Raw genomic sequence first — 26031 nt, forward strand, 5'->3', positions numbered from 1 at the left:
GAATAATCTCATGGCATTTGAACTTCCCGCACTGCCGTATGAAAAGAACGCCCTGGAACCGCATATCTCCCAGGAAACGCTCGAATATCACTACGGCAAGCATCACAACACCTATGTCACCAAGCTGAACGGCCTGGTTGAAGGTACAGACAACGCCAACAAATCTCTTGAGGACATTATCAAGAGCGCCAGCGGCCCGCTGTTCAACAACGCGGCGCAGGTCTGGAACCACACCTTTTACTGGCACTGCCTGAGCCCGAACGGCGGCGGCGAGCCGACTGGCGCTGCGAAAGACGCCATCGAAAAAGCCTTTGGTTCGTTTGAAGACTTCAAGAAAGAGTTTAACGACAAGGCCGCCAACAACTTCGGTTCAGGCTGGACCTGGCTGGTGAAGAAAGCCGACGGCAGCGTTGCCATCGCCAACACCAGCAACGCAGAAACACCGCTGACCGGCGCTGACAAGCCCGTGCTGACGGTCGATGTCTGGGAACACGCCTACTACATCGACTACCGGAACAGCCGCCCGAACTATCTGGAAGCCTTCTGGAACCTGGTAAACTGGGATTTTGTGAATCAGAATCTCGCCTGATTGACCAGGCAAGACAGACTCTAAGCAGACTGTCACAGAAAACGCCCGCCACGTTGCGGGCGTTTTTGTATCTGCGGTATAAATGACCTTACAAAATGATACATCCGAAGCCTGCATTATCTGAAAAAATTGCCGATACTCCATGCAGATATGGAAATCTCATCCATACTGAACAACAAGAAATTCACCTTACGGACCCGCAACCTTTCTGTAACACGAAAGGTGGTCCAAACGACGCCGGAAAGGATCAAGACGGGCCTTCATGCAGAACTCTTTTGAGCTAGAACATCGGCTGGGGTACCGCGTCCTCCGATGGGTGCTTGCGGTTGCTCTGGCCAGCGGCATTCTGGTGAGTTCAGTGCAGGTGATTCTGGACGCAGGCCGGGTTTCCGAAGCCCTGGATGCACAGGCCCGGCAGACCATGAGTCTGGTACGGGATGCGTCCACCCAGGCTGTGTTCAGTATCGACAGCGACCTTGCCCAGCAGGTGGTTGACGGCCTCTTTGCCCAGGAATCCATTCACAGAGCCCGCATAACCCATCCGGATGGCGAGCCACTGGGCGCCCGGGATCGTCCGCTTCGGACCATGTCACTGCGCCCGATTACCGATGCAATGTTCGGTGATGTTCGCCACTACCGCACTGAACTGACCCGTGAATCCGACCCGGACAGTGTCTACGGCTTCCTGGAAATACAGTACGACACCGGCCCGATGGCCGACACCTGGCTTGAACGGGCGATAGTAACCTTTGCCTCCGGCATCGCCACCGCCGTTATTCTGGGCATGGCGCTGTTTGTGGTTTTCCACCTGTTACTGACCCGCCCCCTGCTGCGGATTGTGCATTCGGTGAAACAGGTCGACCCGGACCGCCCGGACGATAACCTGATCGAACTACCCGAGGGCCACAAAGATGATGAACTGGGGCTCTGGGTTAACGCCACCAATAACCTGCTGGTGGCCATCGGTGACAGCCAGACACGCCATCGTGAGGCAGAAGACCGGGTCAACCGGCTGTCCCGTTACGACCAGCTGACCGGCCTGCCCAGCCGCGACACCTTCATGGAGCTGCTGCAGGCAGACATTGAAGAAGCCCAGCGTGACAATACGGTGCTGTCTCTGACCTGCTGCGGCATTGATGATTTCAAATCCATCAACGAACAGTGTGGATTCCGCACCGGCGACCTGATATTGCAGACCGTGGCAGACCGGTTGACCAAAACTCTGACAGGCGGCCGATTTACCTTTGCCCGTCTGGGCAGCGACCAGTTTGTGGTGGTTGAAAAAGGCCTTCGGGACGGTTTTCAGGCCGCAGACACCGGCGACCGGATTCTGGGATGCATCAGCAACCCCATGGTCTTCGACGACCAGACCATCTCAATGACCGTCACCCTCGGCATCGCCCTGTTTCCGGGCGACGCCAAGAAAGCGGACCGCCTTCTCCAGAGTGCGGAACAGACCATGGCGCTGGCCAAGGAGAACGGCCACAACTACTTCCAGTTCTTCGTTGCCAGCGTTGATCAGGAAATCCGCGAGCGCAAACAGCTGGAAAAAGATCTGTCGGTTGCACTGGCCCAGAACCAGTTCCATCTGGTCTATCAGCCCCAGGTGAACCTTGCTACCCACCGAATCATTGGCGCCGAAGCACTGATTCGCTGGGAGCACCCGGAGCGGGGGCTGATACCCCCGGACCACTTTATCCCGGTGGCCGAGATGAACGGCCGGATTGTCGAGATCGGGCAATGGGTACTGGATCAGGCCTGCGCCCAGGCATCCCTCTGGGCCAGCAATGGCATGCCCCTGCGGATTGCGATCAACCTTTCAGCGGTTCAGCTCAGGCAGGAAAGCATCGTTGACGACATTCTGGATACCCTGCGCCGCCACAATATTCCCGCCGGCCGCCTGGAGCTGGAGGTCACCGAAACCAGTTTCATGACCAACCTGGAAGAGGCCGTGGACAAACTGAAACGGTTGCATTCGGCCGGCATCAGCATTGCGGTTGACGATTTCGGCACCGGTTACTCATCGCTGACCTATCTCAAGCGAATGCCGGTTCAGCACCTGAAAATCGACAAGCAGTTCATCCGTGACCTGCTGGTGAATGAGGAAGACACGCGCATTGCCAACACCATCATCGATCTGGGCAAAAGTCTTAACCTGACGGTGGTCGCTGAAGGCGTTGAAACAGCCGAGCAGGAATACTACCTGGCGCAACGCGGCTGTCAGCTTGCACAGGGCTATTTTTTCAGCAAGCCACTGAAACCCAGCGAGTTCGAGCGTTTTGTTGAGAGTTTCCATCGCTCAATCGCCGAGAAAACCCTCGGTCACTGACCGAATAACAGACACACCAAAACCCGGAGGGAGCCATCATGGGAACCACAATTATCGGCCTGATCGTCATCGGCGTCGTCGTATTCTACCTGGTGTACATCTACAACAAGCTGGTCGCGCTGCGGAACCAGTTCAAGAACGGCTTTGCCCAGATTGATGTGCAACTACAGCGCAGGCATGACCTGATTCCCAACCTGGTTGAGTCGGCAAAGGCCTATCTCACCCACGAACGTAACACTCTGACGGAAGTCATGCAGGCCCGTAACAACGCGGTCGACGCGCAGAAAGAGGCAGCCCGGGATCCGGCAGACGGCGGCAAAATCCAGAAGCTGGGGGGTATGGAAAACATGCTGACCAAAGCTCTGGCGAACTTCTACGCCGTCGCTGAAAACTACCCGGACCTGAAAGCCAACGAGACCATTCAGCAGTTGATGGAAGAGCTGTCCAGCACCGAAAATCGGGTTTCATTTGCAAGGCAGGCTTTCAACGATACCGTCATGACCTACAACACCTTCCGCGAGCAGTTCCCCAATAACATCATATCCGGCATGTTCGCGTTCAAGCCGACATCTCAGCTTGAGCTGGAGTCACCGGAAGCCCGCCAGGCACCGAAAGTCTCTTTCTAGGGTAGTCGGCCATGGCCCACCAGGGATTTTTCCAGCGGCAGGCCAACGCCCGCCGCAGCACCAGCGTTCTGGTTCTCCTTTTCCTGCTGGCGGTGACGCTGATCACTGTTTCGGTGTGCATTGTCGGTTATTACGTGACACGCAGCGAAACCAGTAATCTCAGTTTTATCGACTGGCTCCAGACCTCCCATGGGCTCTATACCGCGCTCGCGGTTATCGGCGTGATCGGGGCGGGCTCGCTAGTGCGCTGGATTGACCTTGCCGGCGGCGGGCAACGGGTTGCCAGAATGGTGAACGCCAGGGCCATCGACCCCGCCACCCAGGACGCTGACGAGCGCCGGTTGCGCAATGTGGTCGAGGAAATGGCCATCGCCAGCGGCATTTCCGTACCCGATCTTTACATAATGGATCAGGAAACCGGTATCAATGCCTTTGTGGCGGGTTACTCGCCGGGCGAGGCGGTCATGGTGGTCACTCACGGCACACTCACCCAGCTTTCCCGGGACGAACTTCAAGGCGTGGTGGCCCACGAATTCAGTCATATTCTGAATGGCGACATGCGCCTGAACGTGCGCCTGATTGCCATACTGGCCGGCATTCTGATGATCGGCCAGATCGGCAGTTTTCTGCTGCAAACCGCGTTTGCCAGCTCTTCCCGCTATACATCGCGAAACAGTCGCGGCGGCACGGCCTTTGGTATCGTTGGTCTGGCACTGATGGTCATCGGGTACATCGGCGTGTTTTTCGGAAGGCTGATCCAGTCTGCCGTTTCCCGCCAGCGGGAGATGCTCGCCGATGCTTCATCGGTCCAGTTCACCCGCAACCCGGATGGAATCGCCGGTGCCCTGTTCAAGATTGGAGAAAAAAGCGGCTATCTGGACACCACCAGCCATGCCAGCGATATGAACCATATGTGCTTCAGTGAGAGCGCAAGGATGAAGTTTTCCTCCCTGCTGGCTTCGCACCCTCCCATACCCAAGCGCATAGACGCCATAGCGCCGGATATGATGGCAAGGCTTCGAAGTCGCTACCGCAAGACCCAGGGCGAAGCACCGCCACCGTCGTCAGCAGCGTCTACAAGCCATGTGCAACCCGAAGGAACCGCCGGTTTCACAGCCGCGACGCCCCAGCCGACAGCGACGGCCTCACCGGGGACCCGGCAGTCCCTGAACGGGTCGCTCTCCGCCAGTGTCGGCACCGCCAGCACGGCCAGCGAGGGTTACGCACAGGCTCTGCTGAGCCAGTTGCCCTCTTCTTTCCGCAACTCGCTTTACACCCGTGCAGGCGCGGTCCAGCTCTGTTACGCGCTACTGATCTGCGATCGCCCTGCTCAGGAACAGCAACAACACCTCGATAAGATCGACCCGGAATCCGGATTCACCCCTGATCCGGATCTGATCGGACAACTGTTGCCATCGCTTTCCATGCTGGGGCCAGGGGTCCGCCTGCCATCCCTTGAGCTGGCCATGCCGGCCCTGCGGAAGCTGGATCCAGAGGAACGGGAAAAACTGATTGCAGCCTGCGAAGCGCTGATCCGGGCTGACCAGCGGCTGGACCTGTTTGAACTGACGATGATCGGTTTCCTTCGCAAACATCTGGCGGCAGATACGGCCCGGGTGGTTCCCGTTAAATATCGCAGCTACCGCCCTGTCCAACAGCCATTGACGGTACTGTTCAGTCTGCTGGCAAGGCTTGGTGCGCGCTCCGGGGAAGATCAGCAGGCATTGTTTGAAGACGCGATGAATGCTTTCAAAAGTGGAAAACAACCCGTGGCGCTGCTCGAAAAAGTAACCCTGAAACAGCTTCGGGATGCGCTATGGCATCTGAACCGGGTGTCCGCACTGCTCAAGCCCGGCATCATCGATGCCTGCTGCCACTGTGTGCTGTCAGACGGGGAGATCGAGGCCCGGGAATACGAAATGATCCGGCTGATCGCCGATCAGCTGGACTGCCCGATGCCACCGCTTCAGAGCTGAGTCAAAGCCCATATCTGGCGGGCTCGCTCTGGCTCAGTCGTTGGCATTGGGCTGGAACAGGTCATCCTTGCTGGGCGGGTTCTCCGGGTCAGGAAGGCCAAGCTTTTTGCGAACGCCCAGATTCACTTCCCAGAGATCATTGAACTTTTCATCCGTTGCGGCAATGGAGCTCTCTTTGCCCAGCAGAATCTGCGGACGCAGGAACACCAGCAGGTTTCGCTTCACCCGACGCTCAGACTCTGACGAAAACAGGCGACCAAGAAACGGAATATCACCCAACAGGGGCACCTTGCTCCTGTTAACCTGAAGGTCGTCGGTGGTCAGGCCACCCAGAACAATGGTTTCACCGTCATCGGCCAACACCGTGGTTTTGATCTCGCGCTTGTTGGTAATGATGTCAGAGGCGGATTCGATACTATCACCGATATTCTCGGTGCTCTGCTCCACTACCAGGCGAACCAGACCGTCGGCGCTGATGGTGGGCGTCACTTTCAGGGTAAGACCGATATCGCGACGCTCGATGGTGGTAAACGGATTAGTGGTGCCATCACCGGTCACGGTGGACTGCCCGGTCCGGAAGGGCACATTCTGACCCACGATGATTTCCGATTCCTGGTTGTCCAGCGTGATGATGCTGGGGGTAGACAGCAGGTTGGCGGCGGCCGACGTTGACAGCGCCTGCAGCAGAACGCCCCAGGACACGCCATCTTCATTCCGTTGGCCGGCACCAATGGTGATGCCACCGGTGGCAGGCGCGATCACCGATTCCGACAGAATGGCGCCCAACACATCGCCCAGGCTCCGGCCAACATTACTGAAATTGGTGCCGGCCACAGGCGTGGATTCCCCGGACTCATCCCCGACCCCAAGCTGCACACCCAGGTCCTGGCCCAGCTCATCACTGATTTCAACAATCGCCGCCTCAATCAGAACCTGGGCCCGGCGAATATCCAGAGCACTGACGATCATTTCTGCTTCCTGCATGATCGAAGGCTCGCCACGAACCACCAGGGCGTTCAGGCCTTCGTCCGCAAACACGGCAAAACCACTGCGCCCGCCGCCAGAGCCACCACCGGATCCACCGCTGCCACCGGCCGATTCAGCAACCACTTCACCCATCACGCCTTTCAGGATTTCGGTCAGGTTTTCCGCATCAGCGTGCTTTAACCGGATAACCTTGGTGGTGCCGCCTGTCGCAGAAGGCTGGTCAAGCTGGGTAATCAGACCCCGCATCTTGTCGCGGAAGCTCTCATCACCGCGAAGAATCAGCCGGTTGCTGCGCTCATCGGCCGTCACGCTGTATTTGCGGGCGGCATTGTCACCACCGCCCTGGCCCAGTTCGCCGGGCGCCAGTTCCTGCAGCAACTCGACCATGTCGCCTACCCAGGCTTCATTGAGCTGAATCACTTCAACTTCATATTTGGACGGGCTGTCCAGCTCGCGAACAATCTGCTCGATGCGCTGGATATTGGACGAATGATCGCTGATGATCAGCGCGTTAGCCGCCGCAACCCCGGCCAGGTGGCCGTATTTGGCAACCAGCGGCCGCAGAATCGGCACCATTTCCAGCGCATTGGCGTTATCGATCTGGATGACCCGGGTAATCAACTGCTCGGAAGGCGTTTCCGAAAACCGGTCCAGGGATTCTGCCGACTGCTTGGCGTCCACCTGCTGGACCACCTTGATCACTTCCTCGCCCGGAATCGCCGTAAAACCATGTACCTGGAGTACCGCCAGGAACAGATCGTAAATCTCGTCCTTGTTCATGGGCGCGCTGGACAGCACTGTAACCTTGCCCTTGACCCGGGGATCCACCACGAAGCTGTAACCGGTAATGTCCGCCACCTGGGTCACGAACGCCCGAATGTCGGCGTCTTTCAGGTTGAGCCGCCAGGTTTCTTCCTGGGCCTGCGCCAGCGACATCAGCGGCAGCAACAGTGCAAACATCAGGGCCTGGACTAGTCTGGTTCTGTGGTTAAGCATCTGGCGGTCTTATCCTGTATTGATTATTCGTTCAGCGCCACTGTTCGGGTATGGCATAGCTTACGCTAAGGAGGGCCCCGTCACGCTCTATTTCGATGTCAATCTGTGACTCCGAGCGCCAGTTTTCCAGCAACGATTTATCCTGTTCAAAATCACCCAGCCGCTGGCCGTTTATGGCAGTAATCACATCCCCGGCCCTAAGGCTGACGGCATTGAGCATGGCGTTCGAGCCATCATAAACATAACCGGAACTGCCGTCGTCACCCGAAGGGCTGAGACCGTAGGCGGCCAGCGCCGCGACACCCTGATTTTCCAGCTGGTCACGCGCCGCCGAGATGAATTCATCGGCCGAGTCCTGGTCAGACGAAACCACGTCCTCAATCAGATCGGTGGACAGCTTCTCTTCAAAGCTCAGGCTCTCATACTGGCCATTGCGGCGGATCAGAATCCGGTTTGGCTCCACTTCTGCCAGCTGGGCGTTACCTGGCAGAGTGTCCCCAACCCGGTAGTGTTCGGTCACGCCATTGCTGCCAGCCACTATAGCACCGGAGTCCTCCGGGCGCTGCGCGATCATCACGCCTTCAAGGGCCAGATTCAGGCGAGTCTCGGGCGCAGACCGCTTGACCACATCGGCTACGGGCGCCTGATTGGCAGATCGGCCAAACATGGCATGGGCGGCCATGGGCTGCAACCGGTCAGCCGAGCCCTGGGCACCGGCGCCCATCAAGCCCGGCGCCGCCATCACCGGGCGGTCTGTCCAGGCGATCATCCAGGTCACCCGGGCCAGGGTCAAAGCTGAGTAAATCACAAGAATCGCCAGAAAAACGTTGGCGAGTATTCTTGCCAGACGGCGCTGGCTATTCAGGGACAGGCCGCTCATCGTAATGCCCCGCCGGGAATCACCGGCTGCCGCACCCGGAACACCACGTCATCAGGTTGGGCAGAATCCGACCAGGGCTGCTGGGCCAGATCAACCATGCGCTTATAGACCCGCAGATCCATCATGCCGGTCAAGCCGATGTCAGCCCTCGCGGCAGGACCTTCGGCGCCCTGCTCTGAAATCACCAGGGCGATGCCCTCAGCGGAACTGTCCAGGCTTGCCTGCATCGGCGGAAAATCCGCACGGCCCTGGCCATCACCCATGGGCCAGGTCACCGCACCGCCGCCCCAGCGGCCAAGTCCGTCAGCTTTGGTCAAGGCCTGTCCGGCCCAGGACAGGTTCAGGCGATCGATAATCACATCTCCTTCAATCACCGCGCCACCACTGCGGCGGATCAAAGGCTCGAATTCAGCAACCCCCACTCGACCACTCGCCCGAACCTGACCGTCCCCCTGCCAGGACACCAGGGCATCCCCGACGACCTCAGAACCGGCAGTCGTCAGCGAGAAATCGATTGGCAAAGCCAGAGAAGACAGAGACGGCGCGCCCAGCGCCCATTCTGCCCTGACTGGAAACCCTGCAACAGACAGCCCCGCAACACCGTTCCAGAGCCTGCCGGTGACCTGTTGAATCTGAAACTCCGACGGCAGAGCAACCTGGCCTCTGGCCTGCTGCCAGAGCCACCCCGCGGGAACCAGTGCGATCACCGCGCCCACATAGACCATCACACCAGCCAGGACCAGCATTAATACCTTGCCTGGGCGCAGAAACGCTTTTGTAGGGGATTCACTCATGCCATATCACTACGTAATGCCACTAAGATGATGGGGCGGTAGCCGAGTCTAGCAAAGCCATTTCCCGAGTTCATGACAAAAAACACAAAAACCCCGCGTCAGTGTGAACCAACGCGGGGTTTTTTACAGGCTACAATAGGCTTGTAGGCCCGGGAGGCATTACATCATGCCGCCCATGCCTCCCATTCCGCCCATTCCACCCATATCCGGCATACCGCCGCCGGCGCCTTCTTCCTCAGGCTCGTCCGCAACCATCGCTTCAGTGGTGATGATCAGGGAAGCCACAGAAGCGGCTGCCTGCAGTGCCGAGCGGGTGACTTTGGCCGGGTCAAGAATACCCATTTCCAGCATGTCGCCAAACTCTTCAGTGGCCGCGTTGTAGCCGAAGGAACCATTGCCTTCCAGGATCTTGTTAACCACAACGGAGGCTTCACCACCGGCGTTGGTTACGATCTGGCGCAGAGGCGCTTCCATGGCACGGCGCAGAATGGCCACACCGGCGCGCTGCTCTTCGTTGATCGCGTCAACCTTGTCCAGTGCAGCAATGGCACGGATCAGGGTCACACCGCCACCGGGGACAACACCCTCTTCAACGGCGGCACGAGTCGAGTGCAGTGCGTCTTCAACGCGTGCTTTCTTCTCTTTCATTTCCACTTCAGAGCCGGCGCCGACCTTGATGACGGCTACGCCGCCAGCCAGTTTGGCTACGCGTTCCTGAAGCTTCTCTTTGTCATAATCGGACGTGCTGTCTTCGATCTGCTTGCGGATCTGCTCAACGCGCGCTTCGATGTCCTTATTGGCACCAGCGCCGCCGATGATGGTGGTGTTTTCCTTGGTCACGTTCACGCGCTTGGCGGTGCCAAGATCGTCAATCGTGGTGTTTTCCAGGGAAAGACCCACTTCTTCGGAAATCACGGTACCGCCAGACAGAATCGCGATGTCCTGCAGCATTTCCTTGCGACGATCACCGAAGCCAGGCGCTTTTACCGCGCTCACTTTCACAATGCCGCGCATGTTGTTGACAACCAGAGTGGCCAGCGCTTCGCCTTCGATGTCTTCAGCAATGATCTGCAGAGGCTTGCCCGCTTTGGCAACGCTTTCCAGTACCGGCAGAAGTTCGCGGATATTGGAGATTTTCTTGTCTACCAGCAGGATGTACGGGTCATCCAGTTCGACAGACATGCTGTCCTGGTTGTTGATGAAGTAAGGCGAGAGGAAGCCACGGTCGAACTGCATGCCTTCAACCACGTCCAGCTCGTCTTCCAGGCCACGGCCTTCTTCAACCGTGATGACGCCTTCTTTGCCGACTTTACCCATCGCGTCAGCAATCAGCTTGCCGATGGTTTCGTCGCCGTTGGCGGAGATGGTGCCAACCTGGGCGATGTTACGGTTGTCGTCGCAGGGCTTGGACAGGTCACGGATAGCCTGAACGGCTGCGATGGTCGCCTTGTCGATACCACGCTTCAGGTCCATCGGATTCATGCCGGCGGAAACCGCCTTGATGCCTTCACGAACGATGGACTGCGCCAGAACGGTCGCAGTGGTGGTGCCGTCACCGGCGGTATCGTTGGTCTGGGAAGCTACTTCCTTGACCATTTGCGCGCCCATGTTCTCGAACTTGTCTTTCAGCTCGATTTCCTTGGCCACGGAAACACCGTCTTTGGTGACGGTGGGTGCACCGAAGGACTTGTCCAGAACCACGTTACGGCCTTTCGGGCCAAGCGTTACTTTTACTGCGTCTGCCAGAACGTTAACGCCCCGAACCATACGTTTACGGGCGTCATCACCGAATCTAACGTCTTTTGCTGCCATGTCTCTTATTCCTGTTCGTTTAACCCAATGTCAAAACCAAATCGGATTGTTGCGCCTGCGAGGTTTACTCGAGGACGCCGAAAATATCGCTCTCGCTCATGATAAGCAGGTCTTCACCGTCAATTTTCACGGTGTTACCGGCGTACTGACCAAAAACCACGGTGTCACCAGCCTTGACTGCCAGCGCACGGGTTTCGCCATTGTCGAGGATACGGCCGTTACCAACAGCGATGACTTCACCCTGTGACGGCTTTTCCTTGGCATTACCCGGCAGCACGATGCCACCAGCAGTTTTCTCTTCTTCTTCCTTACGGCGCACGACAACACGATCGTGTAGCGGACGAATTTTCATTGCTCGGTATCTCCATTATCAGGTTAGGTTTGGCAATGATGGTTGCGTAAAAGCCGGGGCCTTTAACCATCTGTTTTACGGCGGTTATTGGCCCGCAGCGATCTTGTGAAATCTATGTGGGGTTCACCGACAGGTTTTCAACACCCCGGGCAAAAAATTTTTACCGCCGGGGGTCGTTTTTATCATCCCGACCATCCTCGGTATTCCGGCCATGTTCCAGTTGATCGTGATCGCGCTGGGTCTCATCGCGATACTCACCCTCGATGATGTCGTCGCCGCCGGGCTCGCCGCGCCTGGATCCGAAAGGGTCAGCACCGGGACCAAAAGGCCCCTGGCCCGCGCCGAACGGGCCAGAACCCGCCCGGAAAGTAAAGCTGCCAGACTGCCCGGCCACCACCATCCGCTTGAGCGCCTGCCCGGCCAGCCACTGACGGGAGCCAGGCATCAGACACAGAAAACCTATGCCATCGGTAACAAAGCCCGGGGTGAGCAGCAGTGCACCGCCAACGGCGAGAATCAGCCCTTCCGCCACTTCCCTGGCGGGAAGCTCACCACTGTTCAGTCGCTGATTGGCCCGAAGTAGCGTCGAGAGCCCTTGCTGGCGCAACAGAGCCGCGCCAATGATCGCCGTCAGCAGAACCAGACCGATGGTGTTCAGGGCGCCGATCATGCCGCCCACCTTGATCAGAATCGTCATTTCCACAATCGGCATGACGATGAATAAAAACAGGAAAACGCCCAACTGAGCCTCCGGATACTGGGTGCAACAGACTTTGGGCAGCCAGCAAAACCGCCGTGTAGCTCTGATATACTCGCTGCCTGACCTTTCCAATAACCTTAGGGCGAAACATGAAACTTCAAGATTCCGTGATTGCAATTACCGGCGGCGGCCAGGGGCTTGGCCGCGCAATGGCCGAATTTCTGGCCGCAAAAGGCGCGCGCCTGGCGCTGATTGACCTGATGCCGGAGAAACTGGAGGAAGCGGCGGAAGCCTGCAAAAAAGCCGGTGGCGACGCGAAAACCTACGTGTGCAACGTGGCGAAAGAAGCCGATGTTGAAGCCACCTTTGACACCATCGTGAAAGACTTCGGCCAGCTCAACGGCCTGATCAATAACGCCGGTATCCTGCGGGACGGCCTGATGGTGAAAGTGAAGCATGGCCAGGTAGAAAAGCGCATGGAACTGGCACAGTGGCAATCGGTGATCGACGTCAACCTGACCGGCGTGTTCCTGTGCGGCCGTGAAGCTTCAACGCAGATGATCAAGAATGGCGATCAGGGCGTGATCATCAACATCGCCTCAATCTCCCGCGCCGGCAACATGGGCCAGAGCAACTATTCCGCCGCCAAGGCCGGTGTTTCCGCCCTGGTGCCGGTCTGGGCCAAAGAACTTGCCCGCTACGGCATCCGCTGCATGGGCATCGCACCCGGGTTTATCGAAACCGAAATGACCGCCTCCATGAAGCCGGAAGCCCTTGAAAAAATGACCGCCGGCATTCCCCTGAAGCGCATGGGCAAGCCGGAAGAAATCGCCTCCGCTGCCGCGTTCATCTTCGAGAACGATTACATGTCCGGCCGGATGATCGAGGTGGACGGCGCGCTTCGACTCTAATCTGGCGCCCTAGCCAGGGTCAGCCCTCATTCATGAGGACTGACCTACGGCCGCCAGCCAAAGCGTCGCATGGAAACGCGGCCATCAATCACTTCCACGCCCTCCTCCCGCAAACTCTGCGCCTGGGTTTCAAACCGCTCACTGCCAAGCGGGAACGCGATCTGGCCGTTGCTGCGAATTACCCGGTACCAGGGGATCGAATGACCCTCGGGAAGCTTGCCCAGAGCTTTCCCAATATAGCGGGCCTGGCGGCCGAGGCCTGCCATATCAGCTACCTGGCCGTAGCTGGCTACGCAGCCGGATGGGATGGAGGCGACGACTTGCCAAATTTTTTGGTCCTTTCCAGGTTCGGTCATGTGAACGTCTTTAGGTCTGGGTGTCGGATTACGCCTCTGCCTCGGATGCCCGGGGGGCCAGCGCATCCAGCCGTTCGCCTTTGCGGATCATGTACCAGGCTAGCAGTATCGCGGGAACACCCATCAGGCCTGCGATCAGGAAAAACTCGGCGTAACCGAAATCCGCGACAACGATGCCGGAGAAGCCACCGAGGAACTTGCCGGGCAGCGTCATCAGCGAGCTGAACAGGGCGTACTGGGTGGCGGTGAAGGACGCGCTGGTCATGCTGGACAGCCAGGCAATCAGTGCCACGTTGGCGATACCACCGCTGAGATTGTCAGCACTGACCACCAGTGCCAGCAGGCCCAGGTCGGGTGGGTACTGTGCCAACAGAACAAAAAGCAGGTTGGTCGCTGCCGTCATGGCCGCGCCCACCAGCAGCATCCGGCGAACGCCGTAACGCATCACCAGCACACCGCCGAGCAGGGAACCGGCGATGGTCATGAAAAAACCGAAAACCTTGGTGACGTCGGCCACTTCGGTTTTGGAAAAGCCCATGAAATCCAGGTAGAACGGATTGGCCATAACGCCCATGGCGATGTCGGATACCCGATACACCGCCACCGTAATCAGGATCAATATGGCCAGTTCCTGATAGCGCCGGAAGAAGTCCAGAAAGGGCCCGGCAACGGCGGCGTAGAACCAGCCAATGAAGCGGGCCAGGCGAGGATTCAGGTGGGTGCGTTTGCCTGCTTCCTGTTCAATCCTGTCAGCAATATCCTGGGCGGCCGCGAAGTGGTTGACCGCAGGCTCACGCACGACGAGCACCGTGATCATGCCAACACCAACCAGCAGCGCCATGACCTCGTAGGACACCTGCCAGGACCAGAATTCAGCCAGATACAGCGCCCCTGCCCCGGCCACCAGCAGCGCCAGCCGGTAGCCAAAGATATAGGTCGCGGCCAGGGCCGCCTGCAGGCGCTCTTCGGCGATTTCTATCCGATAGGCGTCAATCGCCACGTCCTGGGTCGCAGATGAAAAAGCCACTAGCAAACCACAGTAGGCCATCATCTCAGGCGCGGAAATAGCATCCACCTGGGCCATCAGGTAAAGGCCGGTGGCAATGCCCGCCTGGGCCAGCAGAATCCAGCTTCGGCGCTTGCCGAACAGCCGGTCCAGCACCGGGATCTTCAGCCGGTCTACGATCGGCGCCCAGAACACCTTGATGGAATAGGTAATACCCAGCCAGCTGAAAAACCCGATGGTGGCGGTTTCCACGCCAATATCCGCAAGCCTGGCGTTCAACGTAGAGAACACCAGCAGAAACGGCAGGCCGGCAGAAAAACCCAGAAACAGCATCGCCACAACCTGCCAACGGGTGTAGGTATAAATCGCTTCCTTGAGCAGTGTCCGGTTCAGGCCGTGTAAAATGGTACAGCTCCCTCAATACGTTGGGGTCAGACCCCTGTGGATAAACAGCAAGTTATGCACAGGGGTCTGACCCCAAATTCAGTCGCGGAAATTGTTGAACTGCAGGGGGATGTCCAGCTCGGCTTCTTTCAGAAGGGCAATAGCCGTCTGCAGGTCGTCGCGCTTCTTGCCTTTCACCCGCACCTTGTCGCCTTCAATGCTGGCCTGAACTTTCAGTTTGCCGTCCTTGATCATTTTAACGATCTTTTTGGCCATATCGGTTTCAATACCCTGCTTCAGTAGCAAGTGCTGCTTCACCAGCTTGCCCGATTTGCTTTCGCCGTCTTCAGACAGGGCGCGGGAATCAATGTTGCGCTTGGCAAAGGCCATCCGCAGCATGTCCATCAGCTGTTCCAGCTGGAACTCCTGCTCGGCACTGATGGTAATGCCCTTGTCGTCCTGCTCGATGTTTGCTTCCACGTTCTTGAAATCCCAGCGGTTGCCCAGTTCACGATTGGCCTGGTCGACCGCATTGGTGACTTCGTGCATATCAATTTCAGACACTATGTCAAAAGAAGGCATGACGTATTCTCACTTTTTACATTTATCCACGTCAGGGCAGCCACAAAAAGCTATACTGGCCCCACTGTTTATTCAAGGTGCCAAAGCATAACAAGACCGAGGCGGCACCGCATCTGACAATGGAATGGTGAGTAGTAGAACAAATGCCGAATCTAGACCTTCCCATCCTCGTGGTAGACGACGCCAAATTCAGCAGCATGGTGGTTGGCCGAACCCTGCGCAACGCCGGCTACCGGGACGTGCGCATTGCCAACAACGCACCGGCCGCGCTGGAATTTATCGAACAGCGCCCGGTCAGCGTACTGATCGCGGACTGGCTGATGCCGGAAATGGATGGGCTGGAGCTGACCGACCAGGTGCGCCAGCAGGACGAGCAGAACAACCACTACACCTATGTGATTCTGCTGACCGCAAGGGAAAGCGTTGAAGCCCTCTCCGAAGCCTTCGACCGGGGCGTGGACGATTTCATCTACAAGTCGGATATGACCAAGCAGCTGATTCCGCGTATTTTCGCCGCTGACCGCATGGCCGACCGCCAGAACACCCTGCTGAAAGCCAACTCACTGCTAATTGAAAACAACCGCGAGCTGGAATCCACCAACATCATTGATCTGGAAACCGGCCTCTGTAACAACCGGTATGCCCGTGAAAAACTGGGCAAATGCCTTCGCCAGACAGAGTCCCGGGGCGGCTCAACCGCCTATGTACTGTGCGGCATCCGCAACTGGCAGGCGCTGAAGCGCAAGCATTCCCCGGCAGTGATCAGCGAGCTTGCTATCGGCATCGCCCGCCGCCTGAGCCACCTGATCCGGCCCATGGATTCTTTATGCCGGGTCGGCGACAACCAGTTTGCCATTGTTGCCCATTTCCCCAACAGCGATTACTGCACCACCACCGCCTTTCGCCGGGTATTTGATGGCATTAATCACAAAGCCTTCAAGACCACTGCGGGCTATCTTTCGGTTGAGGCAGGCCTGGTGCTTTGCCGCGCTGATGCACAGAACGGAACGCCTTCAGTGCAGGAAATGGAGCGGGCGGCGGTTCAGGGGCTGGTAGATGCTTACGAGACTCGCCGGTTTACAGAAACGGTTCCGGAAATTGCCCAGGGCGCTTGATCGCGCCATTACACACTTGGTAACACGGTTACACAGATCACAAACAGACTTCCTTGTACCAACGCCCTATTCTGCAATTGTGGATTCAAGCAGTATCCCCCATGGTGGAGGAGCCGAGTAGTACCTCCGCCGCCATATGGGCCACCGAATCCACCGGATAAACGAATTTTTCAGGCACTTTCGTTCTTTCCTTGTTACTTTTGTTTTTCTTTGATGGGCCAGCTCAATGAGCTGGCTTTTTTTATGCCCGAAATTCAGTCGCCCGTCTGTCAGAGCTTGCGACCTTTACCGGCGGCAATCCGCAAACGAAGGGCATTCAGCTTGATAAAGCCTTCCGCATCCTTCTGGTCGTAAGCGCCCTGATCTTCCTCAAAGGTCGCGATTTTCTCGTCGAACAGGGAATCGTCAGACTTCCGGCCAACCACGTCCACATTGCCTTTGTAGAGCTTCAGACGAACCGTACCGTTAACGTAGTTCTGGGTCTGGTCAATCAGCGCCTGCAGGGCTTCACGCTCCGGTGACCACCAGTAACCGTTGTAGATCACCTCGGCATAGCGCGGCATGATGCTGTCTTTCAGGTGGGCGACTTCGCGGTCCAGGGTGATGGACTCAATGGCACGGTGAGCCCGCAGCATGATGGTGCCGCCCGGTGTTTCGTAGCAGCCGCGGGACTTCATGCCCACATACCGGTTCTCGACGATATCCAGACGGCCAATACCGTTGTCGCCACCCAGCTTGTTCAGGGTTTCCAGCACCACGTGGGGCTTCATTTCCTGGCCGTCGATAGCCACGATATCGCCTTTTTTGTAGGTTACCTCAACGTAGGTCGGGGTTTCCGGAGCCGCTTCCGGTGACACGCTCCAGCGCCACATGTCTTCTTCGGCCTCGGCCCAGGGATCTTCCAGGTTGATGCCTTCATAGGAGATATGCAGCAGGTTCGCATCCATGGAATAGGGGCTCTTGCCCTTCTTCTTCTCAACCGGAATATTGCGCTCGTCACAGTAGGCCAGCAGCTTTTCACGGGAATTCAGGTCCCATTCGCGCCAGGGGGCAATCACCTTGACCCCTGGCTTGAGTGCGTAAGCGCCCAGCTCAAACCGTACCTGGTCGTTACCTTTGCCGGTTGCCCCGTGGGAGATGGCATCGGCGCCGGTTTCATTGGCAATCTCAATCAAACGACGGGAAATCAGCGGGCGCGCAATAGAGGTGCCCAACAGATACTCGCCTTCATAAATGGTGTTGGCGCGGAACATGGGGAACACATAGTCCCGGACAAATTCCTCACGCAGATCCTCGATGTAGATCTCTTTTACACCAAGCTGCTTGGCCTTTGCCCGGGCCGGCTCCACTTCCTCGCCCTGGCCAATGTCGGCGGTAAAGGTGACCACTTCGCAATCATAGGTATCCTGCAGCCAACGAACGATGACCGAGGTATCCAGGCCACCGGAATAGGCCAGCACCACTTTTTTAATATCAGACATGCCTGTGCTCCAGACTGAACAGAATGGATGTATCGAAAAGAAGAGCGATATTGTACGGGAGAGCTCAGGGAATGGCTATTGGGCGGAGTAGGAGGCGGGTCGGCCCGCATCATCCTGTGTCGGGCGACCGGCATCACCGAAGAAAATCTGGTTCAGTTCGTCGCTTTCAACCATTTGAGAAACCGCTTTACGGAATTTTTCCGCAACCTGCGGGCGCTGTGCTCTGCGGGACATATACAGGGCACCGGGCTGCGCCTTGATGTGCTTGCTGAAACGAAGGGCATCCGTGCCCAACCCCATGGTCTGTAGGGTTCGGACAATGGCATGGTCGCTGGCAAGAACGGCAGACAGGCGACCCAGTGACAGCATTTCAATCCCCTGGCTGATGACCGCCACGGGTACCTTCTGAACCTCTGTATTGTTCTCGAAGGCCTCGCCAAGATAGGTCCCGCGGATGTAGCCGATGCGCTTTCCCGCAAGTTCTTCAAGTGACAGGGGGTGATCGCTGCCCGCCAGCGCGGCCAGCATGATGTCGATCTGAACCACCTCTGCGACATTGATAGCGCGGTTATCCAGGGCCGGGCTCTGAAAAAGCAGGCTGAAATTCACTTCACCGCTGTCAAGCTCAATGATGGCCCGCCTGAGAGGGCGAAGCCGGGGCTCAACGGGTACGCCGGTCAACTCGGCCAGGCGCCTGGCAACCGCCACCAGGCTGCCCTGGGGGCGTCCGTCAGAGTCCTCATAGGCCCAGGGCCAGACGTCAGGAATGGCAAATACAACGGTATCAGTGCTAGCGCCTGCCAGGTCGGAAACATCGCTGGCCCAGGCACTGTATGCGGGCATCCAGACCAGACATAAAAAGAGCGCCAGAACAGCAGTCTGGCGCCTGATTACAACATGAATGGTATTGAGTGGTTCCAAGATTCGATCAAACGGCCTGTTGCTGTGACATTGCCTCTTCACGGATGCCATCCCAGCCATCCTTGACCGAGCGAAGCAGGTTGGCAACTTCTTCCAGCTTCTTAACATCATTATGCCGGTTAGCTTCAAAAAGCGTGCGTTCCATGTAGTCGTAAAGCGCTTCTAGCCGAACCGCCAGGTCCCCGCCTTTTTCGAAATCCAGGAAGCTGCGAAGGCCGCCGATGATTTCGATGGCTTTCGAGATCAGCTTGCCCTTGCCCTCGTAATCTTTGGCCTGCATGCGGGCCTTTGCCATATTGATCCGCTCCAAAGCACCACTGTAAAGAAGGTGAATGAGCTTGTGCGGATCCGCATCAGTGATGCTGGTCTGAGTGTTTACCCGTTGGTATGCCTGTAAACCATTCATAACTTACCTCTTCCTTCACCGGCGCTAGCCGGTTCTGCTTTATTCGGGCCCACTATAAAAGTATAGCCGGTTTAGTTGTCTCTGCCGTTACGCGGCGTCAGGGCTGCGAACTGCTGGCTCACATAATCCCGGGTGCTGTTCAGCTGGGCGATCAATGAATCCGCCGCACTGAACTGGCTAACCAGCCGTGACCGGTATGACTCAATGCGGGTCTCCAGATCAATCCGGTCCTGCTGAATACGCTCCAGATCCCCGTTCAGGGCTTCGGTGCGCGCACTTAAAGCCCCCTGGGCTCCCAGAATGCTGGTGATGGCGTCAACGGCTTTCTCGCTCACGCCTTCAATAAAGGTGATATTACCCCGGCTTCCGACATCGCCACCGGTAATCTTCAACTGCAGGCCTGCGGCAGCCCCGGATGCATTGTTCGACAGGAAAAGCACCTGACCATCGCCCTCAGCGACCTGCCCGTTGATGGTGCCCTGAACGTTTTTGCCAGCGACCCCATCGGCCGCTGAAATCCCGGTAGCGTTATTCAGACCGGTCAAACTCACATTCGAGTCATCGCCAAAACGATTCGACGTGAATGAGAGGCCTTCCGCCTCGCTGTAGGCAACCTGCACCGAACGCCCGGCGGCGTTAAGGGCTGAATTATCGGACAGCGCCTGTTGAATTGCCGTTGCAAAATCGGCCCCCGCGTAGGAACCGGCCGCAATCGATACCGTTGCCGTGGTCTCGCCATCTACCTTGAAGGTGAAACTGTTGCCCGCCTGCACATCAATAGTATCCGTGCCAGCAACCGCATAATTCAAACTGCCCCGGCTTGCCATCTGGGTGACGTTGATATCGTAGCTGCCCGCTGCCGTGTTAGAACCACTCCTGACAAATTCAACCTGGGAATCGCTTGCCCGGCCCTGTTCAGCGAACAGCGCGGTTACGTCATTCGGGTTTTCCCGCAGCTCTCGCTGGAATTTCTCGCTGTCAAATTGCAACTGGCCAGTACGAAAATCCGTGCTGATACCCACATCTGCTAGGCTACGCACACTGGCGCTTTCCAGGCCCGGGATGACATCCCCCAGCACCCGCTTCAGCTGGTTCTGGATATTACGCACCGTTGCATCGCCTGTAAGAATACTGCCCTGCCCGGTTTCGCTGTTATAGGAAGAAAGCTCGGTAATGGTGCTCTGCAATTCGTTGAACTTGTCGACAAAGGCTTTAACCCTTTCAGCCACAGCGGCAGTGTCCTGCTCAACCTTGACCGTGGACTTGCCCGTTTCAGTCAGGTTAAAGGTCAGGCCTTCCACTACATTCTCGACGGTGTTGGTCGAGCGGGTTATCTCAACACCGTTTATCGTCATAACCGCATCGGCGGCTGTGATTGTCTGCTCCATGCCCGGGTTAGCAAGCGGGTCAGCCGGGTCAAAGGCAAAACGGGCAAGCCCCTCAGCACCGGCTTCCTCGGTTGCTGTAATCTTTACGGCGTTGGCTGTGCCCGTCTGATCCGCTGACAGCGTCAGCCGGAAACCGTTGCCGGTATCAATCACGCCTGCAGAAACCCCGGCGTTCGCCTCGTTAATCGCGTTCGCCAGGCCCTGCAATGTGTTATTGCCAGACCCGATGTTAATTTCTGTCGTTTTGTCGCCCACCTGCAGAGTCAGTGTGCCACGACCCACCCTGGTGGCATCCCGATCAGCAAAGGTTTCGGTGCTCGCCAGCGCCTGTGATTCGGCCAGACTTAACACATCAAGGCTGTAGGATCCCCGCGACGCGCTTGCCGCATCTACTGCTACATCCACATTTTCGCCAGAAGAAGTCGCCGAAAAGGATTTCATCGCCTCGGCCGAACCCAGTTGACGCATGGGCAGGCGCAGCTCCGTAACTGCACTGCGAAGCTTTCCATAGGCGGAAATCAGTGCGTCAGTCCGTTCGGTTCTCTGGGTCAGCCGATTCTCAGTAGGCGCTCGCTCGGCCTTGACCAGTTGGTCAACCAGATCGGACGTCAGTACGCCTGAACCTACACCTAACGATGAAATATTTGCCATAACATGCCTCCTCAAGGGGGCGAATTCGAATACTGTTCAGTTTATCGGCAAAAGGCGGCAAAACTTTGCCTTTTTCTTCCGCCAATTTGTAACAGGCGGTAACGGGCGTCCATTTATTAGGCCCTTATTTAGCCCTGCCAAAACGCAGAACACCGCCGGCCCCTCTTGGGTGCGGCGGTGCTGATGGTCCGTTATTCACACCAGGCCAGGGCTGGCGAGCCCTAGACCGTGATATTAAACAACGTCAGCGGTTCATCCTGCTGCAAATTTTCTGCCAACCTCAAAGCAACCTCGTTCGGAATCTGCCGGATAACTTCTTTGGTAGACTGATCGACAACCTTTACCACGGTCTGCCCCAGGTCGTTATCCACTTCAAACTGCAAATCCCTCTGAACGTTCTGGACAAAATCGTTCAGTTGCGAGACCGCTTCATCCAATTGCTCCCGCTGGCCTTCGTTACGATTCTCAAGCCGCTCGGCTTTCGAAGGTTCCTGGGCCTGCAGGGTGGCTGGAATCTGGGCTGAGGCACTGCTGCCATCGGCCTGAGATGACGAAATTGCCCGAGCCGGAGCCTGCTCACTGTTGCGAACCAACTTCAGATCCGGGCTGTTCAGGTTAACGTCATTCATAGCTCACCTCACTCTTCTCAAACGGCGTTAGACCGGGGCTTCTCCTTATCAGATCAGCCCCGGCCTGTACCGCTATGCCCCAATTACTGCAGGAGGGACAGAACCTGCTGTGGGCGGGCGTTAGCCTGCGCCAGTACTGAGATACCCGCCTGCTGCAGAACCTGCGACTTGGCCAGTTCCGCCGTTTCTGCCGCAAAGTCTGCGTCCAGGATACGGCTGTTCGAGGCGCTGAGGTTCTCCACCGAAGTGCTCAGGTTGGCGATGGTCGACTCAAAGCGGTTCTGAATCGCACCAAAGGTGCTGCGCAGATCGCTGATCGAGGTCAAAGCCGCATCGACGCGCTGGATCGTTGAGTTGGCGCCTGCTACCGTCAGGACGTCAGAGTCCTGAAGGCTGCCTGACACCGCATTCTCGCCAGTAGTGAAGGCTGTGCTGGTGTCGTTTGCGGCTGCGACAGTAATGGCCTCACCGGAAGTGATGGTGAGCACATTATCATCACCAAGAACCGCAGTGGCGTTACTACCCAACGTTGAATTGACCGCATCTACGAAGGATTGAACGGTGCTGTAGGTTCCAGCTTCAACCGCGAGCGCCTCGCCGTCACCAAATTGGAAGGTGAGGTCATTTTCGCCCACGACGATTTCTTGAGCGGCTACCCCGGTCACTGCTGTCGCACCGGCTGAAGTGCTGGCCGCCACGTTCGCATCAGTGATCAACGCGGCATCGGTTCCACCGATTGAGAAGCTACCGTCAATGTCAGATCCGTCAGTCAGGACAACATTGTCGCCATCAACTGCGGATGTGAACGTAGCTGCACCATACCCAGCGGCATTCTGAATTGCAGTGTTGAGATCTGCCGCCGACGTGATGTTGCTGTTAAGCGTTACCGAAAGGTTGTTACCTTCAGGGTCAGTTATGGTGAAGGTGCGGTTGGCGCTAGTGTCACCGTCGGCGCCCGAAGCATCCAACGTGTTAGTTGTCGCAAGCGTGCCGGTTGCCGTGCCGATGGTGTTGCCGTTTGTGCTAGGCAGGCCGTCAGTGCCATAGGTCAGCGTCAAAGTGCCGGTTGCATTTGATGCTGTTACATCGTCAAACGCTGTGAAGGTGGGATCAACGTCAGCCTTGTAGGCATCAATAGCAGCATCAAGTGCTTGCGCCGTCGTCTCTGCGGTCAATGCAGTGTTTGTAATATCCCTGGTAATCGTGACGTTGTTCGCGTCGACAACAGTTTCACCAGGGGTGGTGTCATCAACGAAGGTAAATGTCACCCCGTTTATCTCGATCGTGTCACCACCTACCGCCGCGGTATCAACTTGAACGGTCGATGTACCTGATGAGGCGCCCGTCGTGCTGTAATCCGCGATCAACGCTGTCGAATCAATGCCATAGGTCGCCGCAGCGCCTGTAACCGCCGTGACCTCCTCGGCAATCTGCGTGGTCAGGTCCGCGGATACCGCCTGTGCAACAGCACCGACAGAGTCAGTACGTACACTGGTATTCAAGTCCAGACCAATTGTTTCACCCACGTTGGCGCCAACCTGGAAAACCGCGTCACCGAAACTGCCGTCGAGAACTTTCAAGCCGTTAAAAGCGGTTTGCCCGGCAATACGGTTTACTTCTTCAATCCGCTGCTGAACTTCCTGGTTCAGTGCTTCACGGTCAGAGCTGCTGTTGGTGGAGTTAGCAGACTGAACTGCCAGCTCACGAATACGCTGCAGGTTGTTGGTAACTTCGTTCAGCGCGCCTTCAGCTGTCTGCGACAGCGAAATGGCGTCGTTAGCGTTACGGACAGCCACGTTCAGGCCCGAAATCTGTGAGCTGAACCGTGTCGAGATTGCGAGACCGGCTGCATCATCTTTAGCTGAGTTAATGCGCAGGCCAGACGACAGACGCTGGAGGGCCTGGTCGTTTTGGGCCTGGGACTTGCCAAGCTGATTTTGCGCGTTCAGTGAGGCTACGTTGGTGTTGATACCGAGAGCCATAGTGCTTCTCCTTCGACATAGGTCGTTATTTCATGGAAAAGGTGAAGCGCCTTTTTCTCTGTTGGCAGCGCCCCCCTGTTACATCACTTAACGGCCCCCCTCTCGGTTGCTTTAGAAAAAAACCTGTCGTTTTTGTAAACGAATGTAAAAGCGGCAATTCAGTTCCTTTTGAGATGGCAATCTTTTGGCAGTTTCAAACCTGATCCAGCAACCAAGGCGCCAAACGCTTATTAAAAACCGTAACTTACCGCGAACTTTAAAAACTGGCACACAGTTCGCTTGGTCCCTGCAAAACGGCAAGTTCCAATAATTTCAGCCGGCAAAGGTTCCCTTCTCCATTCGGGCACTGGGCATCCGGCACCGCTGAGCAGGAGAATTGATATGCCTCAGGTCATTAACACCAACATTGCTTCGCTGAATGCCCAACGTAATCTGAACGCATCGCAGGGCGACGCCAACATCGCGCTAGAGCGGCTGTCCTCTGGTCTGCGCATTAACTCAGCTAAGGACGATGCGGCTGGCCTCGCCATTTCCACGCGCTTTCAGGCTCAGATTACCGGCTTGAACATGGCGACTCGGAATGCCAATGACGGCATTTCCCTGGCCCAGACCGCAGAAGGCGCTCTGGATGAGGTCACCAATAACCTTCAACGCATCCGCGAGCTTTCTGTTCAGTCGGCTAACGCCACCAACAGCACCTCAGACCGGGAAGCACTGAACCAGGAAGTTCAGCAGCGGATCGAAGAAATCAACCGGGTAGCAAGCCAGACCAGTTTCAATGGTCTGAAAGTGCTGGACGGTACGTTTGGCGAGCAGACTTTCCAGGTGGGCGCCAATGCCGGCGAAACCATTGGCGTCAGCGGGCTGGACTCACGGGGCAGCCAGATTGGTTCGATATTACAAGAAACAGCCGACCTTTCGAACAGTATTATAGGCCCGGGCGAAGCGACTGAAACCGCTGCATCGGTGGCTGCCTTCGCCTTCGATGGCGCTCAGACTGTAGGTGGTACCGTCCAGATCAACGGCGTAACCCTCACGATCGCCGATACAGCCTTCGCAGATGCAGGGGCGCTGGCTACCGAAATTCAGGATCAGATTGACCTTGATGTGAGCGGTGATCTCGCGGGCATCTCCGTTGTCGCCGATGGTTCAGATTTGGCGTTCACCAACGCTAATAACGCTGACGTGCCAGCTATCTTTAACCTGACAACGGCTGATGGAGATACAGTTACGGAGGATGTCGCCAGCATTAACGCTGCGACTGACGCTGATAACTACTCAATCGCTGGCTTTGATTTCACCAACGGCGGCACTCTTACAGTCGGCGGAACAGATATCACTATAGCTCCCGAAGCCGACCTGGATACCGCGGGTGCGGCTATTGCAACCCAAATTGAGACGGCTTTTGCCGACGCCAATACAACGGTTGCGTACGACGCTGCCAATGACAACTTCGATATTACTGTATCGGCTGGCAACACTTTCGATCCTCCCTCAGTCACCATTGCTTCTGCCCCGACGGCCTCACTGACTGACACCGTCACCCTTGCCGCTGCAGAGGATCTAACCCTGGCCGGAGCATTCAGCGCAGCGACGCCGGTCGACATCAACGTCCAGCTAAACGGCACCGACATCCTGGTTGAGGGTGCGACCTCGCTGAATGACATTGTGGCCCAGGTTAACGCCCAAACGGTCGATACCGGCATTCGCGCCAACCTGAACTCCGTCAACGATGAAATCATCTTTTCCTCTCAGTTCGGTTCACCATACACCGTATCGATCACCACGCCGAACCTGCTGGACGGTGGCGGCTTACCCGTCATTCAGCAAGATTATGACGCCACGGTTGCCGACAACACGGTTACGGTCAACGAGCTGGACATTTCGACCCGGGACGGCGCAGAACAGGCTCTGGTGGCCATCGACTACGCCTTCGACAAAATCAACGGCTTCCGGGCCGAGCTGGGCGCGCTGCAGAATCGCTTCGAGTCCACCATCGCCAACCTGAGCACAACGTCCGAGAACCTCTCGGCGGCCAACAGCCGGATTCGGGATGCAGACTTCGCGGCCGAAACCGCCGAACTGGCCCGTACCCAGGTACTGCAGCAGGCGGGCCTGTCGGTTCTGGCCCAGGCCAATGCGCGGCCCCAGCAGGTTCTGCAGCTGCTGCAGGGTTAA

General features: G+C 57.1%; 22 protein-coding genes. 7 read left to right on the forward strand and 15 right to left on the reverse strand.

What is annotated here, in order from left to right; genetic code table 11:
- The first annotated feature begins 10 nt into the window (after positions 1-10).
- From sodB to E5Q11_RS06230, 4 genes are all read left to right on the forward strand, one after another.
- On the forward strand, positions 11-589 hold the full coding sequence (sodB, locus tag E5Q11_RS06215) for a superoxide dismutase [Fe] (RefSeq protein ID WP_135802555.1): 579 nt from the start codon (positions 11-13) through the stop codon (positions 587-589).
- Between the two features lie 262 nt (positions 590-851).
- The gene (locus E5Q11_RS06220) at positions 852-2918 is read left to right on the forward strand and encodes a putative bifunctional diguanylate cyclase/phosphodiesterase (protein ID WP_135802556.1); all 2067 of its coding nucleotides are present in this window, start codon (positions 852-854) and stop codon (positions 2916-2918) included.
- A 38-nt stretch (positions 2919-2956) separates the two neighbouring features.
- Positions 2957-3544 (forward strand): LemA family protein, encoded by a 588-nt coding sequence (locus E5Q11_RS06225; protein WP_135802557.1) that lies wholly within the window; start codon positions 2957-2959, stop codon positions 3542-3544.
- An 11-nt stretch (positions 3545-3555) separates the two neighbouring features.
- The gene (locus E5Q11_RS06230; protein ID WP_135802558.1) at positions 3556-5520 is read left to right on the forward strand and encodes a M48 family metallopeptidase; all 1965 of its coding nucleotides are present in this window, start codon (positions 3556-3558) and stop codon (positions 5518-5520) included.
- A 33-nt stretch (positions 5521-5553) separates the two neighbouring features.
- Here E5Q11_RS06230 and gspD read toward each other — a convergent pair whose 3' ends face one another.
- The 6 genes from gspD to E5Q11_RS06260 form a co-directional block, all read right to left on the reverse strand.
- The gene (gene gspD / locus E5Q11_RS06235; RefSeq protein ID WP_135802559.1) at positions 5554-7503 is read right to left on the reverse strand and encodes a type II secretion system secretin GspD; all 1950 of its coding nucleotides are present in this window, start codon (positions 7501-7503) and stop codon (positions 5554-5556) included.
- A 31-nt stretch (positions 7504-7534) separates the two neighbouring features.
- Entirely contained in the window at positions 7535-8383 is an 849-nt protein-coding gene (locus E5Q11_RS06240) for a type II secretion system protein N (protein WP_135802560.1), read from the reverse strand.
- Positions 8380-9177 (reverse strand): type II secretion system protein N, encoded by a 798-nt coding sequence (locus E5Q11_RS06245; RefSeq protein ID WP_135802561.1) that lies wholly within the window; start codon positions 9175-9177, stop codon positions 8380-8382. Before E5Q11_RS06245 ends, E5Q11_RS06240 begins: the two co-directional genes overlap by 4 nt.
- Before the next feature lie 159 nt (positions 9178-9336).
- Entirely contained in the window at positions 9337-10989 is a 1653-nt protein-coding gene (gene groL / locus E5Q11_RS06250; protein ID WP_135802562.1) for a chaperonin GroEL, read from the reverse strand.
- Between the two features lie 64 nt (positions 10990-11053).
- The gene (gene groES, locus E5Q11_RS06255) at positions 11054-11341 is read right to left on the reverse strand and encodes a co-chaperone GroES (protein WP_135802563.1); all 288 of its coding nucleotides are present in this window, start codon (positions 11339-11341) and stop codon (positions 11054-11056) included.
- 160 nt (positions 11342-11501) lie between these two features.
- Positions 11502-12083, reverse strand: a complete 582-nt coding sequence (locus tag E5Q11_RS06260; protein ID WP_135802564.1) for an FxsA family protein — start codon at positions 12081-12083, stop codon at positions 11502-11504.
- A 107-nt stretch (positions 12084-12190) separates the two neighbouring features.
- Here E5Q11_RS06260 and E5Q11_RS06265 point away from each other — a divergent pair, with 107 nt between their 5' ends.
- Positions 12191-12952, forward strand: coding sequence for an SDR family oxidoreductase (locus tag E5Q11_RS06265; protein WP_135802565.1), 762 nt, complete (start codon positions 12191-12193; stop codon positions 12950-12952).
- Between the two features lie 44 nt (positions 12953-12996).
- Here the strand turns inward: E5Q11_RS06265 and E5Q11_RS06270 are convergent, their stop codons facing one another.
- The 3 genes from E5Q11_RS06270 to E5Q11_RS06280 all read right to left on the reverse strand — a co-directional run bounded on the left by E5Q11_RS06270 (position 12997) and on the right by E5Q11_RS06280 (position 15280).
- Positions 12997-13308, reverse strand: a complete 312-nt coding sequence (locus E5Q11_RS06270) for an MGMT family protein (protein WP_135802566.1) — start codon at positions 13306-13308, stop codon at positions 12997-12999.
- A gap of 28 nt (positions 13309-13336) precedes the next feature.
- Positions 13337-14719 (reverse strand): AmpG family muropeptide MFS transporter, encoded by a 1383-nt coding sequence (locus tag E5Q11_RS06275; RefSeq protein WP_404802758.1) that lies wholly within the window; start codon positions 14717-14719, stop codon positions 13337-13339.
- 78 nt (positions 14720-14797) lie between these two features.
- Positions 14798-15280 (reverse strand): YajQ family cyclic di-GMP-binding protein, encoded by a 483-nt coding sequence (locus E5Q11_RS06280; protein WP_135802568.1) that lies wholly within the window; start codon positions 15278-15280, stop codon positions 14798-14800.
- A gap of 143 nt (positions 15281-15423) precedes the next feature.
- On the opposite strand from E5Q11_RS06280, the gene E5Q11_RS06285 reads away from it, so the two are divergent.
- Positions 15424-16395 carry a response regulator gene (locus tag E5Q11_RS06285; RefSeq protein WP_135802569.1) on the forward strand — a complete coding sequence of 324 codons (972 nt, stop codon included), beginning with the start codon at positions 15424-15426 and terminating at the stop codon, positions 16393-16395.
- A 269-nt stretch (positions 16396-16664) separates the two neighbouring features.
- On the opposite strand, the gene E5Q11_RS06290 is transcribed toward E5Q11_RS06285, so the two are convergent.
- The 6 genes from E5Q11_RS06290 to E5Q11_RS18075 all read right to left on the reverse strand — a co-directional run bounded on the left by E5Q11_RS06290 (position 16665) and on the right by E5Q11_RS18075 (position 23853).
- Complete coding sequence (locus E5Q11_RS06290) at positions 16665-17876, reverse strand: argininosuccinate synthase (RefSeq protein WP_135802570.1); 1212 nt, start codon at positions 17874-17876, stop codon at positions 16665-16667.
- A 75-nt stretch (positions 17877-17951) separates the two neighbouring features.
- The gene (locus E5Q11_RS06295; protein WP_168215623.1) at positions 17952-18719 is read right to left on the reverse strand and encodes a substrate-binding periplasmic protein; all 768 of its coding nucleotides are present in this window, start codon (positions 18717-18719) and stop codon (positions 17952-17954) included.
- A gap of 85 nt (positions 18720-18804) precedes the next feature.
- Positions 18805-19203 (reverse strand): flagellar export chaperone FliS, encoded by a 399-nt coding sequence (gene fliS, locus E5Q11_RS06300; RefSeq protein WP_135802572.1) that lies wholly within the window; start codon positions 19201-19203, stop codon positions 18805-18807.
- A gap of 71 nt (positions 19204-19274) precedes the next feature.
- Positions 19275-21242, reverse strand: coding sequence for a flagellar filament capping protein FliD (fliD, locus tag E5Q11_RS06305; protein WP_135802573.1), 1968 nt, complete (start codon positions 21240-21242; stop codon positions 19275-19277).
- A gap of 221 nt (positions 21243-21463) precedes the next feature.
- A complete protein-coding gene (locus E5Q11_RS06310; RefSeq protein WP_135802574.1) occupies positions 21464-21871 on the reverse strand; it encodes a flagellar protein FlaG in 408 nt (135 codons plus the stop codon).
- Between the two features lie 83 nt (positions 21872-21954).
- A complete protein-coding gene (locus E5Q11_RS18075; RefSeq protein WP_135802575.1) occupies positions 21955-23853 on the reverse strand; it encodes a flagellin N-terminal helical domain-containing protein in 1899 nt (632 codons plus the stop codon).
- Between the two features lie 381 nt (positions 23854-24234).
- Between E5Q11_RS18075 and E5Q11_RS06320 the strand changes: the two genes are divergently transcribed.
- Complete coding sequence (locus E5Q11_RS06320; RefSeq protein ID WP_135802576.1) at positions 24235-26031, forward strand: flagellin N-terminal helical domain-containing protein; 1797 nt, start codon at positions 24235-24237, stop codon at positions 26029-26031.

Source organism: Marinobacter confluentis, assembly GCF_004785685.1.
Lineage (GTDB): Bacteria > Pseudomonadota > Gammaproteobacteria > Pseudomonadales > Oleiphilaceae > Marinobacter > Marinobacter confluentis.

Coding starts and splice junctions, on each gene's coding strand:
- E5Q11_RS06290 (WP_135802570.1), bottom strand. CDS start 17,876: ATGTCTGATATTAAAAAAGTGGTGCTGGCCTATTCCGGTGGCCTGGAT.
- E5Q11_RS06240 (WP_135802560.1), bottom strand. CDS start 8,383: ATGAGCGGCCTGTCCCTGAATAGCCAGCGCCGTCTGGCAAGAATACTC.
- E5Q11_RS06285 (WP_135802569.1), top strand. CDS start 15,424: ATGCCGAATCTAGACCTTCCCATCCTCGTGGTAGACGACGCCAAATTC.
- groES (WP_135802563.1), bottom strand. CDS start 11,341: ATGAAAATTCGTCCGCTACACGATCGTGTTGTCGTGCGCCGTAAGGAA.
- E5Q11_RS06265 (WP_135802565.1), top strand. CDS start 12,191: ATGAAACTTCAAGATTCCGTGATTGCAATTACCGGCGGCGGCCAGGGG.
- sodB (WP_135802555.1), top strand. CDS start 11: ATGGCATTTGAACTTCCCGCACTGCCGTATGAAAAGAACGCCCTGGAA.
- fliD (WP_135802573.1), bottom strand. CDS start 21,242: ATGGCAAATATTTCATCGTTAGGTGTAGGTTCAGGCGTACTGACGTCC.
- E5Q11_RS06310 (WP_135802574.1), bottom strand. CDS start 21,871: ATGAATGACGTTAACCTGAACAGCCCGGATCTGAAGTTGGTTCGCAAC.
- E5Q11_RS06280 (WP_135802568.1), bottom strand. CDS start 15,280: ATGCCTTCTTTTGACATAGTGTCTGAAATTGATATGCACGAAGTCACC.
- E5Q11_RS06245 (WP_135802561.1), bottom strand. CDS start 9,177: ATGAGTGAATCCCCTACAAAAGCGTTTCTGCGCCCAGGCAAGGTATTA.
- gspD (WP_135802559.1), bottom strand. CDS start 7,503: ATGCTTAACCACAGAACCAGACTAGTCCAGGCCCTGATGTTTGCACTG.
- E5Q11_RS06295 (WP_168215623.1), bottom strand. CDS start 18,719: ATGCCCGCATACAGTGCCTGGGCCAGCGATGTTTCCGACCTGGCAGGC.
- E5Q11_RS06230 (WP_135802558.1), top strand. CDS start 3,556: ATGGCCCACCAGGGATTTTTCCAGCGGCAGGCCAACGCCCGCCGCAGC.
- groL (WP_135802562.1), bottom strand. CDS start 10,989: ATGGCAGCAAAAGACGTTAGATTCGGTGATGACGCCCGTAAACGTATG.
- fliS (WP_135802572.1), bottom strand. CDS start 19,203: ATGAATGGTTTACAGGCATACCAACGGGTAAACACTCAGACCAGCATC.
- E5Q11_RS06225 (WP_135802557.1), top strand. CDS start 2,957: ATGGGAACCACAATTATCGGCCTGATCGTCATCGGCGTCGTCGTATTC.
- E5Q11_RS18075 (WP_135802575.1), bottom strand. CDS start 23,853: ATGGCTCTCGGTATCAACACCAACGTAGCCTCACTGAACGCGCAAAAT.
- E5Q11_RS06270 (WP_135802566.1), bottom strand. CDS start 13,308: ATGACCGAACCTGGAAAGGACCAAAAAATTTGGCAAGTCGTCGCCTCC.
- E5Q11_RS06220 (WP_135802556.1), top strand. CDS start 852: ATGCAGAACTCTTTTGAGCTAGAACATCGGCTGGGGTACCGCGTCCTC.
- E5Q11_RS06320 (WP_135802576.1), top strand. CDS start 24,235: ATGCCTCAGGTCATTAACACCAACATTGCTTCGCTGAATGCCCAACGT.